The 19,033-nt window shown below is 37.7% G+C and carries 22 protein-coding genes; all 22 read left to right on the top strand.

What is annotated here, in order from left to right:
- Nucleotides 1-43 precede the first annotated feature (43 nt).
- The 22 genes from ACFS6H_RS20140 to ACFS6H_RS20035 all read left to right on the top strand — a co-directional run bounded on the left by ACFS6H_RS20140 (nucleotide 44) and on the right by ACFS6H_RS20035 (nucleotide 18,974).
- The gene (locus tag ACFS6H_RS20140) at nucleotides 44-1,081 is read left to right on the top strand and encodes a hypothetical protein (protein WP_386103364.1); all 1,038 of its coding nucleotides are present in this window, start codon (nucleotides 44-46) and stop codon (nucleotides 1,079-1,081) included.
- 21 nt (nucleotides 1,082-1,102) lie between these two features.
- Nucleotides 1,103-2,437: an SU10 major capsid protein gene (locus ACFS6H_RS20135; RefSeq protein WP_386103362.1), complete on the top strand. Its 1,335-nt coding sequence runs from the start codon at nucleotides 1,103-1,105 to the stop codon at nucleotides 2,435-2,437.
- 49 nt (nucleotides 2,438-2,486) lie between these two features.
- Nucleotides 2,487-3,401 (top strand): hypothetical protein, encoded by a 915-nt coding sequence (locus ACFS6H_RS20130; protein ID WP_386103360.1) that lies wholly within the window; start codon nucleotides 2,487-2,489, stop codon nucleotides 3,399-3,401.
- A 29-nt stretch (nucleotides 3,402-3,430) separates the two neighbouring features.
- Complete coding sequence (locus tag ACFS6H_RS20125) at nucleotides 3,431-4,726, top strand: hypothetical protein (protein ID WP_386103358.1); 1,296 nt, start codon at nucleotides 3,431-3,433, stop codon at nucleotides 4,724-4,726.
- Entirely contained in the window at nucleotides 4,726-7,362 is a 2,637-nt protein-coding gene (locus ACFS6H_RS20120) for a hypothetical protein (protein ID WP_386103356.1), read from the top strand. The genes ACFS6H_RS20125 and ACFS6H_RS20120 overlap by 1 nt, the downstream gene beginning before the upstream one ends.
- On the top strand, nucleotides 7,362-8,048 hold the full coding sequence (locus ACFS6H_RS20115; protein ID WP_386103354.1) for a hypothetical protein: 687 nt from the start codon (nucleotides 7,362-7,364) through the stop codon (nucleotides 8,046-8,048). The genes ACFS6H_RS20120 and ACFS6H_RS20115 overlap by 1 nt, the downstream gene beginning before the upstream one ends.
- The gene (locus tag ACFS6H_RS20110; RefSeq protein ID WP_386103352.1) at nucleotides 8,045-10,618 is read left to right on the top strand and encodes a PKD domain-containing protein; all 2,574 of its coding nucleotides are present in this window, start codon (nucleotides 8,045-8,047) and stop codon (nucleotides 10,616-10,618) included. The genes ACFS6H_RS20115 and ACFS6H_RS20110 overlap by 4 nt, the downstream gene beginning before the upstream one ends.
- Before the next feature lie 226 nt (nucleotides 10,619-10,844).
- On the top strand, nucleotides 10,845-11,222 hold the full coding sequence (locus tag ACFS6H_RS20105; RefSeq protein WP_386103350.1) for a hypothetical protein: 378 nt from the start codon (nucleotides 10,845-10,847) through the stop codon (nucleotides 11,220-11,222).
- 4 nt (nucleotides 11,223-11,226) lie between these two features.
- Entirely contained in the window at nucleotides 11,227-11,679 is a 453-nt protein-coding gene (locus ACFS6H_RS20100) for a DUF5662 family protein (protein ID WP_386103348.1), read from the top strand.
- Nucleotides 11,680-11,705: 26 nt separating this feature from the next.
- Nucleotides 11,706-12,428 (top strand): hypothetical protein, encoded by a 723-nt coding sequence (locus tag ACFS6H_RS20095; RefSeq protein WP_386103346.1) that lies wholly within the window; start codon nucleotides 11,706-11,708, stop codon nucleotides 12,426-12,428.
- Nucleotides 12,425-12,928, top strand: a complete 504-nt coding sequence (locus tag ACFS6H_RS20090) for a glycoside hydrolase family 73 protein (protein WP_386103344.1) — start codon at nucleotides 12,425-12,427, stop codon at nucleotides 12,926-12,928. The genes ACFS6H_RS20095 and ACFS6H_RS20090 overlap by 4 nt, the downstream gene beginning before the upstream one ends.
- Nucleotides 12,929-13,096: 168 nt before the next feature.
- On the top strand, nucleotides 13,097-13,477 hold the full coding sequence (locus ACFS6H_RS20085) for a helix-turn-helix domain-containing protein (protein WP_386103342.1): 381 nt from the start codon (nucleotides 13,097-13,099) through the stop codon (nucleotides 13,475-13,477).
- A 2-nt stretch (nucleotides 13,478-13,479) separates the two neighbouring features.
- Nucleotides 13,480-13,920, top strand: a complete 441-nt coding sequence (locus tag ACFS6H_RS20080; protein WP_386103340.1) for a crossover junction endodeoxyribonuclease RuvC — start codon at nucleotides 13,480-13,482, stop codon at nucleotides 13,918-13,920.
- A gap of 188 nt (nucleotides 13,921-14,108) precedes the next feature.
- On the top strand, nucleotides 14,109-14,528 hold the full coding sequence (locus ACFS6H_RS20075; RefSeq protein WP_386103338.1) for a hypothetical protein: 420 nt from the start codon (nucleotides 14,109-14,111) through the stop codon (nucleotides 14,526-14,528).
- Nucleotides 14,529-15,001: 473 nt separating this feature from the next.
- Complete coding sequence (locus ACFS6H_RS20070) at nucleotides 15,002-15,391, top strand: hypothetical protein (RefSeq protein ID WP_386103336.1); 390 nt, start codon at nucleotides 15,002-15,004, stop codon at nucleotides 15,389-15,391.
- Nucleotides 15,392-15,596: 205 nt separating this feature from the next.
- Nucleotides 15,597-15,833, top strand: coding sequence for a hypothetical protein (locus tag ACFS6H_RS20065; RefSeq protein WP_386103334.1), 237 nt, complete (start codon nucleotides 15,597-15,599; stop codon nucleotides 15,831-15,833).
- On the top strand, nucleotides 15,817-16,041 hold the full coding sequence (locus ACFS6H_RS20060) for a hypothetical protein (protein ID WP_386103332.1): 225 nt from the start codon (nucleotides 15,817-15,819) through the stop codon (nucleotides 16,039-16,041). Before ACFS6H_RS20065 ends, ACFS6H_RS20060 begins: the two co-directional genes overlap by 17 nt.
- Nucleotides 16,010-16,501, top strand: coding sequence for a hypothetical protein (locus tag ACFS6H_RS20055; RefSeq protein WP_386103330.1), 492 nt, complete (start codon nucleotides 16,010-16,012; stop codon nucleotides 16,499-16,501). The genes ACFS6H_RS20060 and ACFS6H_RS20055 overlap by 32 nt, the downstream gene beginning before the upstream one ends.
- The gene (locus ACFS6H_RS20050) at nucleotides 16,501-16,887 is read left to right on the top strand and encodes a hypothetical protein (protein ID WP_386103328.1); all 387 of its coding nucleotides are present in this window, start codon (nucleotides 16,501-16,503) and stop codon (nucleotides 16,885-16,887) included. Before ACFS6H_RS20055 ends, ACFS6H_RS20050 begins: the two co-directional genes overlap by 1 nt.
- Before the next feature lie 4 nt (nucleotides 16,888-16,891).
- Nucleotides 16,892-17,818 carry an AAA family ATPase gene (locus tag ACFS6H_RS20045; RefSeq protein ID WP_386103326.1) on the top strand — a complete coding sequence of 309 codons (927 nt, stop codon included), beginning with the start codon at nucleotides 16,892-16,894 and terminating at the stop codon, nucleotides 17,816-17,818.
- The gene (locus ACFS6H_RS20040) at nucleotides 17,815-18,276 is read left to right on the top strand and encodes a hypothetical protein (protein WP_386103324.1); all 462 of its coding nucleotides are present in this window, start codon (nucleotides 17,815-17,817) and stop codon (nucleotides 18,274-18,276) included. The genes ACFS6H_RS20045 and ACFS6H_RS20040 overlap by 4 nt, the downstream gene beginning before the upstream one ends.
- 314 nt (nucleotides 18,277-18,590) lie before the next feature.
- Nucleotides 18,591-18,974 carry a hypothetical protein gene (locus tag ACFS6H_RS20035; RefSeq protein WP_386103322.1) on the top strand — a complete coding sequence of 128 codons (384 nt, stop codon included), beginning with the start codon at nucleotides 18,591-18,593 and terminating at the stop codon, nucleotides 18,972-18,974.
- Nucleotides 18,975-19,033: the final 59 nt, after the last annotated feature.

Raw genomic sequence — 19,033 nt, 5'->3', positions numbered from 1 at the left:
AAAGTATACAAAAGAGCATAATTTTATATCCAATATATTCTATATGGAAGACACCCAGGAAAAAATTCCTTTTAGTTCTTTTAAACCAATTCCAGAAGGTACAGAAATCGAAACCATTACAGAAGAAGTAGAAGAATCGCCAGAGAATGACGATCCGACACCAGAACCTGTTGTGGAAAATAGAGAAACTCCTGTATCTACTCCGGCACCGGAGACCAAACCTACACCTGAGCCAGAAACACCAACACCGGTTACCACTGCTCCTGTAGAAAAAGACTGGAAACAAGTTTTTGAAGAACACAAAAATGATATTCTATCCGAATTGGGATTTGATGAGTTCATTTTAGAGTTGGCCGACTACTACAAAACAAATGGTAATGTTGAGCCATACCTAAACGCTAAAGCGGTTGACTACTCAAAAATCTCTGATGATGACATGATTGCAATGGGAGTTAAAGCGCAACATCCTAACGCAGCAGAAAATGTTATCAAACGTTTAGTCGCTAAAGAGTTGGAAAAGTACAAATCCGACCCTGATGTAGACGATCCGGCAGAGGTTGAGTTGATTCAATACGAAAAACAGCAAGCCGCTAATAAAATCCGTCAGGGTTTTATTGATGAACAAAAGAAATTCCAGTTAAAAACAAAGGTCGTTGCTCAACCTGAGAACAATGCTGAACTTGATGCAAAAGCCAAAGAGTTCAATGACAAAGTAACTCAAAGCCCAGAAACAAAAACACTGCTCGAAAACAAGAGAATTGAAATCGGTGGTGGACAAGTCAACTTTGAGGTATCTAATCCCCAACAAGTCATTGACCAAATCACGGGCAAAGAAAACTTCTACAGCCTGTTTTTTGATGGCGACAATTTTAATCAAAAAAAATGGATTGCGGTCGCTTCGTTTGCTCAGAATATGGAAGCCTATGATAAAACCCTAATTGATTATGGTAAATCATTAGCTCTTAAAGCTGAGTTAGAAAAAGACCAAAATCCAGGAGAACGCCAACAAACACCAGCACCAGAAAAGCAACTAACACCCTTCCAAACGCTGCAGTCACAAGGCCGTGTGACACAATTTTAACTAACCTAATTAGCCTATAAAATGCCAATTACTTCAACTAAGAAGCAGTATATCTCTGCTATCGATTCTTTAGATCAAAGGGAAATCTACCCTAAAATTCTTGATGCTGAAAACAATGTCGGTCTCACCGATATTCTAAATGTTGTAGGTCGTTACAAACCTACTAAAGCATCTTTTTACAAATCATATACAAATACTCCACTGTGGCAAACCGCAGTTGTGGATTCTGTAACCAGTGGTTCCGGAACTTCGCAAGTAGTAATTGTATTAACAGCCGGCACATCTGCTAACAGGCGTGTACAGGATATTGTTAAGTTTCCAAACGGAAAGGATGGTTATGTAACCGTAGTAAGCATGAACGCCGGTGTTGCGACTTGTACAATTCGTTCTGTTGACGGTACAAACTTAACAGTAGCCGCTACCAACGCTTTGAAATTCTACTCTAACGCAGTAGGTGAGCAAAGCAAAAGCCGTGACAGCCTGTTCTATGGTCTGACCGTGTACAAAAACATCATCCAAATTTTCAAAGAAACTCACGCCGAATCTGACATTGCCAAAATCACTAAGGTTGAGGTTCCAGGTTCTGGTTATTGGGGCTGGAAAGAGGTTGCGGAAAAATGGATCAAAGTAAAAGGCGAAGTAAATGCATCTCTTTTAGGAGGTGTTGTTTCAGCTTCTGAATTTGTTACTCCAACTGGCGCAATTCCCGATCCTGTAAATAGCGGTACTGTACAAACTACCCGTGGCTTGGATCAGTACACCTCACAATATGGGGTAAATGAACAAGTAAATACATTAGGTACTTGCTTGCTGGCTGACTGGAACGACCTTACTGACGCTATGTTAGCGAAGAAAACTCCTTACAAGCACATGGCTTATGGTTCTACCAAAGCTCTGCGTCCAGCTTTTGACACCTTTAAAGGTTTAGGGTCTTCTGATGTAACCAAGGGCTTGTTAAGCCTGGATGGCAAAACACTGGATTTAACTGTTGATACTTTCAGAAAAGATGGTTTCGAGTTCAATTTTGCGGTTTTACCGTTATTGAATCAACCCGACTTACTGGGTGGTACAGACATTGCGAAGTCCATCTACTTTATCCCTGAAGGCCAGGTTAAAACACTGGGTGATGATGGTAATACCGCTGGTTCGGCTCCAATCGCTCAAATTCGTTATTTACCTGTACCTAAAGTTGGTAACAACCGAGGTAATGACGTGTGGGCTGAAATTCATGATGGAGCAATTTCACCTGTTAATCCTAACGGTGATGAAATGGTGGCTCGCTTCAGCATTCAAACCTATCAGGGCTTAGAAGTGCTGGCTCCTACTTTCTTATCCAAAATGAAAACCATAGCATAATTAAACGGGCGGTGAAAGCCGCCCTTTTTCTTTACCTAAAAAATCTTATATGTTAACTGTAGTTGGAGATTTCAACAAACTGTCACAAAAGACTTTAGACTCTATAAAACCTATTGAAGGAAAGGTTATTTACGAATTGGTAAATGGCACTTTCGACGGCTTGACAAAAGAAATATTATTTGGCGGCTACCGGTCACTACCTGGCGCAGATAAAATAAAGGACTTAGAAACAGGTAAGCTCGTTTCTATTAGTGTTCCGCGTGAACACGATGGCAAAATCGTAAGCAGGAGTAAAAAATTTATAATAAATGGCGGCGAAAACGGCTTGGTTGCAAAACAAATTGTCTTAGTCCAAGGTAATATCGAACATGAGGAATGGCACGCATTCTTTAGTTTATGTAACTACAACGAATCTAACCCAAATCGGGACAGAAGCGTTGAGCCTTTAATACGTTTTGTTGACGAGGTGAAAGAATCTAAACAACGCTCAGCCAAACGCAACTTGCAATTTGAAGCCCTGAAACGCCACGATTTGATGACAGACGGCGAAATCCTGGTGTTCGTAAAAGCTATGGGCTGGCCTTTATATAATCATGGCCCAGAACTACTGAAAGACAGGGTGGGAGAGTATGCAAATGCAAATCCAAAAGAGTTTATAGCGAAACTGGAAGACAACACTACTCTGCGTTCTGCAGTAATTCGCATTGCAATAGAGGAAGGCGGTATCTCAATTGACCCACTTACATTAAAAGCTCGCTTTACAGCCGGTGATATTCTGTTTGCTTCACTCACTAAAGAAGACGGCAAAGAACCTGTTCATCTTTTAGCTGAATGGACGCTTACTCATCCTGACGGTGCAAAATACTACGACCAGATCAAAGCTCTGGTTTCCGGTGATAAAAGCAAAATCGTTGAAGTAGTTGAAAAGAGACAAGGTCGCCCAAAGAAAAATGCCGAAGAATAACAAAAAAAGCTAACCTATAATTATACCAAGTGCCTGATTTATCCGCTTATATCGACTTTGATGTTTTATTGAATAAATCTACTGAAAAGCTAATCGTTACAGGTCGGTTTTCAGGTACTTCTGGTATTTTAGGTGATGGCAGTGGACTTTCCGGAACGATTTCTGTAATGCATCCGGATTCTGTCTGGGAGAAAAAGAACTTAACCTTTTCTATTGTTTCTCCATCAACCGAGTTCTTTGTTTTTGAAACTGTATTACGCCTTGATGTTTTAGATAGAATCCAAAATGGTTGCTATAAGGTTAATGCTTTGGTTAAGTTGACCGGATATGATGACACTTTAGTAAATAAAACAATTAACCTTAACTATGAATCGCCAAAGATTTCACTCAAAAGCAACTTTGATTTAATAACTCCGGCCTTATCATTTGATGACATTACAGTTTATCAAAAAGCAAAGTTTACCCTTGCTGACATCTCCCGCCTATGGAATATAACCATCAAAGAGAAAGGCTCTTTTACTTCAAATAGCCAAGCTCCGGATCTACTTTATGAAGGCGGTTATTATGACGCGGAATATCGTGGCACCTTATCTACAACCATAAGATATAATTCAGTCCAATATCCTTTTCTTTCAATTATTGATTTGTGTGTAGGGTCTATTTGTGAACCTGCAGTTGTCCTACCACCGTATGGCGAAATTCCTGATTACCTGGAATACATTGATCGTTCGACTAGTAAGGGAGGTTGTGGGTGTTCTTGCGAATCAAAAGAGTACAAAAAAGCATTTCTGGCCTATCAGAAATTACAAAAGATTATTTGTACAGACGACCTTGAAACTATTCAACTGCTTCTATTAACAATTCATAACATTTTTTACAAAGTGAAAGGTTGTTATAAGCACACAAACAATACCCTATCCTATGATAGAAGTTTCTGTGAAAACGGTGTTGGTGATAATATAGAGGTTTTAAGGTGGTATGGAGATATTGATCCTTATAGCGATTTATTGGCAGGTAATGATACATTAACCTATTTGGCACCAGTTACAATAGCAAGTAATGCATCAGCAGTCAATGTAAACTTCCCTTCTGCTGCTTCCAGTGATTTAACACCAGATGGTAAATTCTTTGTTATAAAGGTGCCTATTTCAGTAACTGTTAAGACCAAGTGGGAAAACGGCACTTCGGTTTACAACAAAGGCGATATACCCGATATTTCTTGGAGAGCGCCGTTTACAAGTGGTCAGTTTAGATATTATGTGACCAGAACTGCTTTGATTTTGGATTACAATGTTGTTCCATCAAACAATATAACACTAACCTAATGAAAAATGCCTTATTCGTTTTACTTGTGATGTTAGCTAACTACAGCTATTCACAGGTTTATAATCCAGCACAACACACTTTAACTCCAAAATCTATGGGGTTTTCGCAAGCCGTTTCAACTGACGCTCGTAGTACTTTTTATGACCCCACAACATTTAGTCAACGCCCTTTTAATTCTAAAGAAGAAGTAATGGCGACCCTTAATACCCCTGCTAAAAGAATAGGAGGGTTTGATATTTTTATTAAAGAAAATGGAGAAACAAAGGTTTATTGGTTTAAAGATGGAACAAACTTAGAAAACCTGGTATTAAAATCTGAGCTTGACGATAAAGCACCACGGGTTACTAATAAAGGAAATGGTACAACAACAACTATTATTAGCGATAGTGTAAGGGTAAAATTAGGCGGCGAATTATCAGACTCACTCACTCATATTTATTTACCTGTTGGTAGAAAAACTAATCAAAATACACTCGCTCAATCAAAGTCGTTTGTTATTACAAATAGGCCCTATACTGGAACCGCTGGAACAGATTGGGGTTATTGGAATGAAAGAGGGAATAACTCTCTTTTAACCCTTGAAAGAATGTTTGATGAAGCGACAAACGACACTGCAGATCAACAATATAACGGCATACTAAAAGCCTTTTCCAGATTACGTTTAGATCGAAACAGCACGAGATTTAAATATAATAACCAGCCAATTAAGATGCAGAATATGGGAATATCTTCTGCAGTTCAACTATACCCTCCGCAGGACAGTACTCATTTAATTCCTGGGCCATTTGGCTATGATGGAGCTGCCGGCCGGTTTTCTATTGCATTTGGCGAATCTTACGGTTACAACCTCGCTATAAAACCTACAATTACCGACTTCCCACAGAATGCTGTTTTCTCAGAAATTGATTTTAATAGGGTAATAGACAATACATATAGAAAAAAAATGACAGGGCCAATAACTAACTATTTAGCAGGTTGGAAAGCCCATCAGTCAAATATAAGTTTGGCCACCCCTGATGCTGGTAGTCGATATGAACAAGTAAGCGATTATACGAGTTTCGGAACATGGTATCCTTTGATCGGTTCCTCAGTCACCAAAGAAAAGGTCCTCTCAGTCTCAAGGGTTGATATTGCACGGGGTTTTTTTAGTTTACCTAAAAGACTTCCAACAAACGAAGTTGTTAATGGATATCCGTTTCAACAAATAGGAACAGAAGACATTAGTCATACTCAGGGTTATTGGAGATTTGGATTTAACGCTCCTACTTGGGGTGAAGACGGTATGACCATTCCTCAATTGAGGAAAGTTCAGTTTGATAACAGTGTGGCATTTAACGATACTACCACTTTCAATAATGAAAAATTAAAATTTATATATCAAAACTTAGGCCCCACAAGTAACTGGAACTGGATAGATAGCCCAGATAGTACGTACCGTTTAATAATGGGAAGCAGAACAGGACATAGTGGAACAATGCAAATTTATGGTTCTGGCTCAGTTGCAACGGATAACAGAGGTGGTTTTGATTTTACAGCCGTAGACAGGGCTGGTATCACAAATCAAACTAACAAGGTAAAGCACAGGTTTTATATTCGCGATAACAGCCCCGGAGGTACAGGAGCGTATGTCAATTATTTTCAAATTGCCAAAGACAGCACTTCGATGTATATCCAGGCTAATGTGAATGATACCATTGCATTTACGCCATTATTGATTAATAAAACAACTGGATCGCTTTCCAAAACACCATGGAACACTATTTCAAACATGATTGGGTACACTCCAATTGTCAAAGGGTTTATTGATAGTTTATCTGGTGGATTAATTACAGACAGCACTTATCAAAAGCTCATTACAGGGGCAACTGGTAATTACGATAGCGTTTATACTTATATAAAAGCATACCCCGCTACGACTTGGGATAGTGTGTTTTCTTTTAGAGTGCCCAAGTATAACCCAGGTGGAACCGGAATAACCGCATTGACCGGTGATGTTACAGCAAGCGGTACCGGCAGTGTTGCAGCAACTATTTCAAATGATGCAATTACAAGTGTAAAACTTGCAAGTAATTCTGTAACAAATGCGAAAATAGCTGATAATTCTATTTCTTCTGGAAAGCTACAATCTAATTCTGTATCAACCTCAGCTTTAATTGATGGAAATGTAACAAATGCAAAAATTAGTGATGTCTCTTCCTCTAAAATTACAGGTGGGTCAGAAGGACAAGTTGTTAAATACTTTTTAGGTACAAAAACATGGGCTTATGAAGACTTTGATATGGCTGCTGCATTAAGTGACGAAACAACAACTCTTACTACTGGCACTAAACTTACATTCTATACTCAATCTCAATTATTAATCAGAGATGTAAGGGCATCCTTAACTACCGCAAGTAGTTCGGGTTTAGTAACAATAAGTATTACAGTAAATGGTAATCCTATGTTTAGTACACCATTAACTATTGATGCAGGTGAAGAGAGTTCTTTTACTGCTGCAACGCCTTTTGTATTTGATGGGGGTAGTTCAACTTTTGGCTCCGACAATAACTATAAAGTTGTAGTTACCGTTAGTGGTGCAGGCACAGGAGCCGCTGGTCTTAAATTATATATGAAGGGGTATAAAATGTCACAATAATGAAAAGGATTGTTTTACTTCTGACCATATCATGTTTATTTATAGGTGCTAACGCTCAATGGGTGATTAATCCGTATTCTTTCGGTGGGACACCTGTTATACCCGATACTGCAAAATTCAATTTTAGCCTTTCTGCCAGGCCTGTATCGGGCTGGTATAACTTCGTTATGACCTCCCGTGCAGATCAGACACTTTTTTCTGGAACCGACCAAGGCATTACCATCACAACAACTGCAGCTAGCGGAACAAACTGGACACCGGAAGGAACATCACCTGCAGCAACGTCAGCACAAAATTCGGCCCCGGCTTCAACTTTAGCAGGTTGGCCAGGTGATGTTGGATTAGACTATGCCTTTAACAAGAAATCAGCGGCCCCGGCGAATGCTGCAGCAGAGCATTGGACCGTATCGGGTCTTACTCCCTTTGCTACTTATAAATTCGAGTGGCTGGGAAGTAGAACAACGGCGGAAACTTCACGCACTTGTTACTATACAATCCGAGATAATACAGGCGTAACTACGAGCGCCCTTCACGAAGCAAAAGGAAACACATCTACAATAGTAACACTTACAGGGGTTGCAAATGCATCCGGTATAGTTTATTTAAGCGGTTATGGTGGCGGCACTACCGCTAACTCGCTTTATGTCTATTACAATGCCCTGAAAATATACAAAGTAACACCGTGAGGATATTAGCAACGATATTATTTACTTTTTTGGTGACTTACATACAAGCCCAAACCACCAATATTTTCTTTAATGCTGCTGACGGTCGGGCAATGCGTACATATGATACCACTATTATCGGAAGCGGTTCTACTTGGAATGCAAGAGTGACCATGCCGGTTGACCACGACACAAAAGTCGATAGTACAACTGCATTGATTATGGTAGTTGGACTTGGTGAAGCTAATGGGAATTGGGGGGTAATTGCTGTCAACGGCTGGCATTATTGGTTGGCTAATGGTTGGGACGGCAGCGTAACCCTTCCTAATGGGGTTCATCATCCTATTATAATTACCCTGCAGCCTAATTCAGGCTGGCCTGCCGAGAATATCACTAATGTAAAACTTGGGCAAATTTTAACACGATACAAGATTAAAAGAGGAGTTCCTGGTTCTAAAAAAAGCGGTATTCATGTATCTGGTTTATCTATGGGTGGCTGGACTTGGACAACCTATGTTACAGGTGATGCAGGTTCTCCTTATAATTATGCCCGCCTAATCGCTTCTGTTGCCGAAAGTTGCGGAGCTAATCCGAATGCCAATACTCCTTATCCTAATTTATTCGATCAGTTTGCTATTTATGGTAATGCGGGGTTTGGGGGTAATTTATTAGGCTTTGAACAGCAATTAGACGGCCGGGATATTCTTAACCGTGTTAATAGGATGAATAGCAACCATGCCGGCAGCTACTACATACGTACAAATTTCGGCAGCGGTGGGCATAGTAATTTTAACGACCATTATAACCCTAGCCGTACCAACTGGACTACAGGAAGTAGCAATGTGACGGCGACAACGCCATCCGGCGGTATTAATCTTTCGATGGCTCAATGGCAGCTTTTACAAGGTGATACTACATTACCTGTAACGGTTCCACCTGAAACCATAATTCTAAACCCTATTTCTAGTTTTACGCATACTTTTTCTCATACCGCTACTCCAAATTTTTCTATTACATCTACTGTTAATCAAGGAGTAGTTACAAGCTGGAATTGGGTACAGCAATATGGGCCAGCAACTTTGACAATGTCAAATGGCAGTACGTCCACAGTAACTTTATCAAATATTACGCAGCCGGGTTATTATACATTTCAGGTTACAGCTTCGGGGCCGGCTGGGAGTGATTCTAAAACAGTTACTGTTCATATACGAGACTTAATGATGAAGAATGTTAGTGATTGTCGTTCTGGTGGTGGTAAGAAGTTCATCATAGGTAATGTATTATCCGGTGCTCAAGTAAGTACCACAGCAATATATGTACCTTATGTAAACCGGGATCTATTCTTTGGAGAATTGATAAAAGGGGGAGATACTATTGTTATTGCAATGAATCCTAATAATGGAAATTATTGGAATACTATTACCATAGGGGATTTTGGCGGGAACTTTGGTTGCCCTATTACGATAATGTCCGATAGCGTAACCAAGATTGGAGCTTCTAATGGAGCGTTTCGTATCGGTACTATGGATAGCAACGCTGTTGCACATATTAAATTAGACGGTCTTGCAAACAGGTTAACCAAAGGTGTAGTATATGGTTTTCAATATGACCGTAATGATTTTACTCACGAATCAAACTCCATTGCTTTAACAATTAATCTTGGACACCATATAGAAGTTAGTGGGTATAGCGTTAAGAACGCCGGAGTAGGCTTCTTTTTAAAGAAAAATAGTGATAGTACCAATCCATTTTCTATTTACGATAATTACAGGTTTCACAAGGTGACTTTTCATGACTTATATCTCCATCGGATAAATGGGGAGGGTTTCTATATTGGTCATACAGATATAGCTGGTGTGAGCCAATCCGGGAATAATGGACGAACAGTAATGGGGGACAGTTTAACTATTACCAGAGCTATTATTGATAGTACTGAATGGGATGGCTTGCAAGTGTCAAACTTTGGATATAACGCCAAAGTGTATAACAATATGACCTACAGAACAGGTGCCAAAAACCAATCTTCTCAACAGTGGGCGTTGTTCATAGGAGGTAATACTCAGGGTGAAATCTATGATAATGTGAGCGTTAACGGTACCGGCCCAGTAGGAACCCTTGGAAAGGGAACTGTAAAAATATACAACAATCTTGTTGATAGCATAAACAACGGGCTAAGTGATGCTGATGGTATATATGTGAGTATGAGTACATCTGGTATGTTAACTCCGGTTGATAGTTTGATTGCTCAAACTTATAATAATACGATCAGCAGAGTTGTGAGAAATGCCGTCTTTCATGCAAATAGTAATGGAGCCATGAAGGCTGGAAAGATTGAGAACAATATTTATGTCGGCCCAGTGAGTAAGGATTTTACCTCAAATGCAAGTGATGTCATTTCTGGTAATACGTATTCCTCAAGTTTAAATATTGATAATATCTGGAAGGATCATCCGGCTTATCGAATATATAAAATGGTAAAGTCTAATCCAGGATATGCATATAGTTTCTGGGATTTACAAACTCCTGCTCCACCGGATGTAAAACCGGTTGGCTTTAGGAGGGGGCATAAACTAAAGTACAAACCAAATTAAAGATTTATTTTCTAATGGACAATAATACTCATACTGAAAACGGAATAATCGGCGGAATAATATCTATATGCTCCACTGTGTTTGCTTGGATTAGTGTTGCTAACCTTCAAACATTTATGGCTGTAATGGCTTCGTTTGTGGCTGTCATTACGGGTGTATTTGCAATTGTACATTACTATTACTCAATTAAGGAAAAAAAACAACTCATAAATAAAAATAAATGATAATGGATTACATTTTTATCAGCTTGTTAATGGGCTTAGGCGTTTGGTTTCACATCATGCAGAGAGTTAGCTCTGTGCGTAAACGATATCCTAAGTTAAAATTCAGGGAGGTTTGGGTTACATTCTTAGATGAAGAATGGGACAGCCTTTTTGTGTCTGGATTAGTTTGTTTTTCCTGTCTTTTGGCCTTAAAGATAATCCGATATAATGAAGTAATACTTCCCGACTGGTTTGAAAACTGGGGAATGTATGTTTTAGTCTTAGTACTTGGATATGCAGGCCAGCGTTTGGCATATAGATATTTAGGCACTGCAGAAAAAGTTTTGGCCGAAAAGGCAAATACAATGTATAAAGGTTGTGACCATGAACCAAAACAATAACGATATGAGTTATGATAGCAAAGTAGATACTCTACTACACATTAAAAGAGTGGCTGAATTAATGACTGAAGCAGCAAGCGAATTAATCCGGCGTGCAAACGTTCATGATAATTCAAAATTGCAAAGTCCTGAAAAAGAGTTGTTTGATGAGTTCACACCTAAACTCAAAGAAAGTACTTACGGGTCAGATGAATATAAGGGATTTCTGAAAGGATTAAAGGTGGCATTAGACCATCATTATGCCCATAATTCGCACCATCCGGAGCATTATGAAAATGGTATAAATGGATTCAATTTATTTGATTTGGTGGAAATGTTTTTTGATTGGAAAGCCGCCAGCGAACGCCATGCAGATGGAAGCATTTATAAGTCCATTGAAATAAATAAAGATCGGTTCAGAATGTCAGACCAATTTGTTGACATATTTACGAATACAGCAAAACACCTTGGGTGGTAATCTGATTGAAACACAATAATAACGATATGAAATTCATTAACTCTTGTGCAGTAGCTTGTATTTTATGGTTATTGCTATGGGCTGCTTGTGGCTGTAAAACAACCAAGTACGTTGAAAGGACAAAGACCGTCTATGATAGCACAGCGATATATCAAAACCAAGTTCTAAAACAAACTATTGCGGATCAAAAGCAATACTATGAGGAACTGATTAAGGACAGCAATGGTTATAAAATAGAGTTTTTCCCAGAAAATCGCCCTCTTTATAAGCCATCACCTTACTATTTTGGCGGGAAAGTTGATACTGCAATTATTAACCGTCTTATAAGGGTAGATACTACGTGGTATGATTCATTGCCTAAAGGTGTTAAACAATGGTATAATGACTTTGAAAAAGAAAGCAATATGCTGTTACCATGGCAAGTAGATGAAAGTAACAATAAAAAATTTATCCTGCGAAAAGATGGAACAATTGAGGCTAGTGGAAATATTAAGACTGTCCAAGTTTCAGCCACCAAACAAGCCCAGTTTCTGTCCGAACTCCAACACAAATACGACAGTGCTGTTCTATCTAATGAGAACCGGAAAGTTGAGGTAAAGACGGAAACTAAAGAGCTGATTAAGAAGGTTGAACGTAGAGTATATCCACTTTGGCTGATTGGACTTGTCATTATTGGAACCTGGACACTCTGCACCCACCGATATAAAATACCGTATTTCAGCACTATTATAAAATTCCTTAGACTATGACAAAACAAGACTTCGTTAATTCATTTAAACCCTTTGCAATACAGACGCAAGAGAAAACAGGTATAGACGCACGTTTTATACTTGCCCAGGCTGCCCTTGAAAGCGGATGGGGGAAGGTCTCGCCGGGAAATATGTTCTTTGGGGTTAAAGATACGGACGGAATTAACGGGAACGAACAGTTACTAACAACAACCGAATACAGCCGCAGTGCTAACCTTAAATTCCCTGTGATATTATCTGTTACCCCTGTTATACGCAATGGTCAAAAGTGGTTTAAATACAAGGTAAAAGACTATTTCAGAAAGTTCGATACTCCTGAACAGTCATTTACCCACCATGCTAATTTTTTCCTTGTAAATAAAAGGTATGCTAATGCTCTAAAGGTGAAAGAGAACCCTTACGATTTCGCTGACGAAGTAGCAAAGGCCGGCTACGCAACGGATCCGGATTATTCAAAAACACTCAGAAAATTAATAAAATCAATCGACCAATATTTTTAAACTTTTCGGTCTTGTAGTCTCATATTTGCAGTTTGGTTTTCCCTGTCGTTTCTACGGCGGGGATTTTTATTTTAAAAAATATATGATAAAAAATATACTTAGTTATATAAAATGTATATATTTGCTTATCCTCGCTCGTCTTTACTTTGGTGTTATCTAATAGATAACATGGAAATTATTACTCATCAAAAATTCAGGGAAGCCCTTAGAGTTGTAGATCAATACTACAAACAAAGCGGTATTACAAAAACTGACGTAGAAAAGGCGATCTGCGAAACTTTCAATTTATCTATTGAGCAAATTTTAGAGCGTTCAAGGAAACGTTCAGTAGTCGATGCCCGGCAGGTATGGCAAGCTATCCTATATAAATGCCTACGTATGACCGCTAGTTCGGTAGGAGAGGTTACCGGCGGCTATGATCATACAACCGTTTTAAATTCCGTACAAGTTGTTAAGGACTTACAAGAGACGTCGCAGGTTTACCGTGAGCGACTGGATATTGTTATGCGTAGAATTGGGTTTACGATTGAAATTTTATATGAAAACTAATAATGATGAACGTTTTAGCTCTTGATATAGCGACGAAAACAGGCTGGAAAACAAAAACAGCATCGGGAGTATGGGATTTGACACCAAATAGAGGTGAAAGCAGTGGGATGAGACTGGTAAGGTTTAAAGCGAAAGTAATCGAGTTAGCAGGTCTTGAAGACATAAATCTAATATCCTACGAAAGGCCAGCCGGAATGCATAAGAGTTCGATAATGGTGGCTTCTGAAATGGTTGGCATACTTAAAGAACTGTGTGTTTATCTGAATATTGAATTGGCTTGTTATTCGGCGACACAAATAAAAAAGTTCGCAACCGGAACGGGAAACGCAAATAAGGAAGCAATGATAAAAGCAGCGGTTGAATTAGGTTTTAATCCTGCCGATGATAACGAAGCAGATGCAATACATCTTTATAATTTGACTATTAGTGATTTGAAAATTTAAACCATTTTAGTTTAATGCAGGAACAGTATAAAAATAAAACATGCAAGTGTGCTATGCAGCGAACATAGCTTATAGCTCTAGTCCTAAGAGCTGTACCACATCTTGGTAATGTGGCGGGTGATGCTAGTGACATCGCCTAATTGCAAGTTATCCGTGGAACTGGGAGTCGGGTAAATGGTTTTTAAATTATGAAAGAAAAGTATAATCATATTGATGGAACACATTGCTGGTTTTGCGACCGGGAATATTCAAGTGAATACTGCCTTACAATTCATACCGGAATGAGGTTGAGAAGGACAAAGGAGCATATTATTCCAAGGTCAAAAATCGGGGTTAATATATCAACTAACTATATCGGCTCGTGTATTGATTGTAATCACTTGAAAGGTGATAGAAATGCCAAACAAATTGCTGAGAGAATTGAGAAAATGATCGAATACAATAACCATGAGATGAAAGAGTACTTCCCGATCATGAGATTAAGAGCCTGGAAACTGTACAACAAAACAGCTTTTTTACATAGAAACTTTAAAACTATAAGCCCAAAAACAACCAAACATGAAACACTTAAAAACAGTTATAAATTTCATTACAGCTATTCCAAATAGCGTACTGGCATCGTTAGTCTTTATACTAATGGTTATTGATTGGTTTTCTAAAGATTTCTCATACGCACCCTACCTAGTTATGTTTTTCGCCATTCTGGTAATAAGCATTTGTGAGTTATGCGAATCTATTGTAAACGCTTTAAAAGATAATGAGGACTAAAGTATGATTTATTTTATTGTAACTATTTATTGTTTGCTTGGTATTCATTGTGTTTTTTTATTTATAAAAGACTGGATGAAGCATCATGATTTAACTACCAACGAATTGCCAGTCATCTTGTTTTGTTTATTATTTTCTGTTCTAATATATTTTATATTCTTAATAGACTTTTTGTCAAAAAAGAGAATAATAATAAAGCATAAACCAAAAGACAAATGAAAACTCTCCTTCAATATGTTGTCGGCATAGTACTGCTCATTAAGGTAGTATATGGGTCGCTGTTTACTGATGTGTTGGATTAAAATAAGGATTTATGAAAATAAGAAACAATATAACCGTTTACGCCTGTGAACATTGCAATAAAAAAATGTTTGTCCGTCATGCAATGGAGCGGCATGAGAAATGGTGCAATAAAAACCTGGACAACTTCAGAGCTTGCCATGATTGTAAGTTTTTGGATCGAATAAATATTGATTATTCTTATTCGGCAGCAACAATAGACCCAATCAGTTTTGGAGTAATACCAGATAGCCGGTTGGTAGAAAAACAAACTAAAGGTTTTTTCTGTTCTAAAATCCAAAAGAAGATATATCCACTACTTGCCGAAAAGAGGGGATTGGTTGATATGTACCCTGAAACATTTGAGGATCAGGAGCCGATGCGAAAGGAATGTGAGTTTTTTGATAATGACTTTTCAATTTAAACAACCCCCCAATGCGCACACTAATTAACTACATACGATCGCTGTTTTGTAAGCATGAGTTTGAGTATGGTGAACATTATCATACAGATTATGGCTTTGATGGTGATTGGGAGCGACGCGGAACTAAAGTTTCCCGCACCTGCAAAAAATGCGGGTGGCATAAATCGTATTGGAAGTATTAAAAGGTACAATTGTAAATAAAGTTATGACTAGAACTTTAAGCCAAATATTAAAAGAGGCTGATAAAAAAACGGATTTACAAGACTTAATTAATTTATGGAATGAGATAGCCGAAAATAAATATGAATACCCATTGATACAGATACGATTTGCAAATGAGTATATAAGTCAATTAGCTTTAAGTACAAACGGTTGTGATTTAGAAAAGGGGAAGTTTTATTATACATTAAGTGAAATGCTTAGAAATGAAGCTATTATATAAAGGGGAAAATGGCCGTGATGAAATTAGCCATTTAATAGAAAGCATGGGAATTGACAAAACTATTTGTTTACATGAAGACAGGGTTTTGTATGCTAGAAATCACCCTCGAAATCCTTTTTTCATTGGGGCTATTCAAGATAGCAAAAAGAAGTTAGTAACATTAAAAATGATAAAAGATGAACAAACTAACAATACACCACCTTGCTAAGAGGTTGCCTTATGGAGTGAAATTTGTATCAAACGGAGAAATCTTTTTGATAACTGATATTAACACCATTGATCCGTTTCCGATATGGGCATCAACAAGGAGAAACAAAAAAACGTTAATGCTTGAACCAGAAATTAATGTTCGGCCAGATGTATTAGGCCGGGGATTTAGGCTATCTTCTATTAAGCCAATCCTTTTTCCCCTCTCCGCGCTCACCCAGGAAATAACAGTTAATGGGGAAGCTTTTGTGCCGATTAGAAGAATATTAGAGGATAGCTGCTTTGATCTATCAAAAATGACTGATGAGGAAATTAACTCTTATGCAAAATCGGAAGTTAATGTGTTAATGTCGTATGAAACAGCGGAGTTTTTCCATAAGTATCATATCGACTACGAAAATTTGATTTCTTCCGGCCTATCCATAAGCGTATTTGATTTACCTGAAAACCCGTATAAGTAATGAATTTTGACGACTTGTTTAAAACTGAACCAAAGGAGCCATATAAAATGAGCCAAATGGATTTTTTTGAAAAAACTAAAGTTGTCTTTGAGAAAATCTATAAAAGTTATTCTCAAGCGTGGCAAGAAAAGAATTTAAAAGATGATGAATATCCTGAAGAAAGTGTTTGTGATAAATGTACGGGTTGTGGAATTTTCTTGAAAAATGGAGAAGAAAAAGATTGCTTTCAAAATAAAGAGCATGGAGAATGTTTTTATCTTTTTTGTGATTATGAATTAGTCGGTATGGAATTAGAAACCCAACTTGAAGAAATATCTGATTTGCTTTCAGTAGATGAAATTGTAGATGCCGCTGAACTAAAATCATTATTAAATAATCCTGAGTAAGAAAATGACAACAATCCAACAAGAAGATAAAAAGCTGTCTGCAAATGATGTAATTATCAATTTTATTTCGTTTCTAAACACAGATAGGAAGGATTTAATTTATAAACAAGCGGAAGATTACGCAGAAACGCTAGCTAAAGGTGGAAATTATTATTACAAAATAAAGCGTTTGATTAATGAGAAGCCTCGTCATTTGATTTCACTGTCATCGCTTCCAAATGACCTTAAAAAGCTAATACAAGTAAACAGTGCGCCTGGCGAAAATGTTTATTTAAACACATCAATTAAAGCCCTACTGGATGATTTGCTAATTGAGTGGAAGAATCAAGAAACGTTAAAGTTTCACAACCTTCCAATCCGTAATAAGATTTTATTTCATGGCCCAACCGGTAATGGCAAGACAACAATTGCAAGGCACATTGCAAAATTAACAAATCTTCCTTTTGTTGAAGTCAATGCCGATATTATTATTGATAGTAGAATTGGCAATACTGGACAAAACATTCAATCTGTATTTAACCAAATAAAAGAGCCTTGTGTGTTGTTCTGGGATGAAGTAGATACAATTGGCAGAAAGAGGGGAGTAGGCAACGATAGTGCAGCCGGAATGGAAAACGAAAGAATGGTCAACTCCATCCTTGTGAATCTGGAAAAAATGGACAGTAATGTAATTTTTATCGGAGCTACAAACAGGAAAGATGTTTTGGATACTGCCTTTTTAAGGAGGTTTGACGTTCAAGTAGAATTACTCGCTCCATTGACCGAGGAAAAAGAAACTTTCATCTCAAAGTTAAATAGTTACTACAATTTACCGTCTGACTTCTCATACATTGACACGTCTAAACTCAATAGCTACTCTGAAATAAAAGCGGAGTTTGTAGAATTGGCTAGGAAATATGTTATAAAAAACCTACAAGTTAGCAATCAATGAAACTCAAACAAATAACCATACTAAAGAAGCCTGTTCTGCTGGTGGATGGACTGCCCGCCGGTGCTAAATTCCATATTACAGAGGAAGGAATATTGATTTATGAAGTAGACGGGGTAAAGGAAGTGCTGCAGAATGCGCCGCCGATTAGAGAGTTTGTGGAAAAAATAGGAGAGCTGACAGAAGACAACGTATTGGAGTTGGTTGAAAGGGTTGATCCATGGGCGGCACTCAAATGGTACAGAGACTACTTTCATGATGATAATTTCTTAAATCCAGTGTATTCTTTTTTGTCTTCCCTAAAATCGGAAGGTGTATTGTTTAAGAATCCTTTTGGGGATCAAGAGGATATAGTTGTAAACGCCTTTGACTTTGATAAGTTTCATGAAGACATGAACCAGTGGCAAGCCGCCGAATCTAACGTATTCAGTAAAGACACTTTAATATTTATTCAAAAATAATCTAAACCATGAACTTATACTACTGTAAAAAATGCAATACTCTTACAACAAGAGATTCAGAGAAAAAGACTATTAAATCAACCTGCCAAGAAACTAACAAAGAGTCGGTATTGGTTCGGGTTGATTGTAAACACAAACATTCAAAAAGATTACGAAAGATGTTTCTTAAAAATTCCATTGACTTAAAATCTTTCTCCCCAAAAGAAAGAATGTTTTTGAATATGGCTTTTGAACTAGGGGCGCTTGTCACACTGAATAGTTTTAGACCATAGTAGACGGCACTTTAATATTTATTCAACAGTAAAAAATATACCATGAAACCAATCACAATTGGTGGGATATTATACAATTTAGTACCAGTGGAAGATCAAAGAGAAAAATCCGACAAAATTAATGAAGTCTTTTTTCAATTATTTTTCCAAACAAATAGGATTGTAGTTGACAAGGAAAAGTTTCAAAACTCAACTTTCGGATTTCTTGGAGATAAATACTTGTGGGAATACAATTCATCTGATAAGATTTTGTGGGTTTCTTATAAATATATTTGGTCAGTTTTGACACCAAAATTTGATTATGATACTTATGAAATTGAGCAGATTTTAACAAGTCTGATTGAAAATCATTTTAATTGCAGCAATATTAAAACCTACCCCTCATTTGAGGAATATCAAAATGAGATAGAAAAACACTTTAATTAAAAAAATGAAATCCCTCAACCGCCACTATACCAAAGTATGGAAGACCAGGAGAAGTAAAA

The sequence above is a fragment of the Terrimonas rubra genome (genome assembly GCF_042686025.1).
Taxonomy (GTDB): domain Bacteria; phylum Bacteroidota; class Bacteroidia; order Chitinophagales; family Chitinophagaceae; genus Terrimonas; species Terrimonas rubra.
Note: the sequence above shows the minus strand (reverse complement) of the source record. Positions and strands in the feature narration are given on the sequence as shown.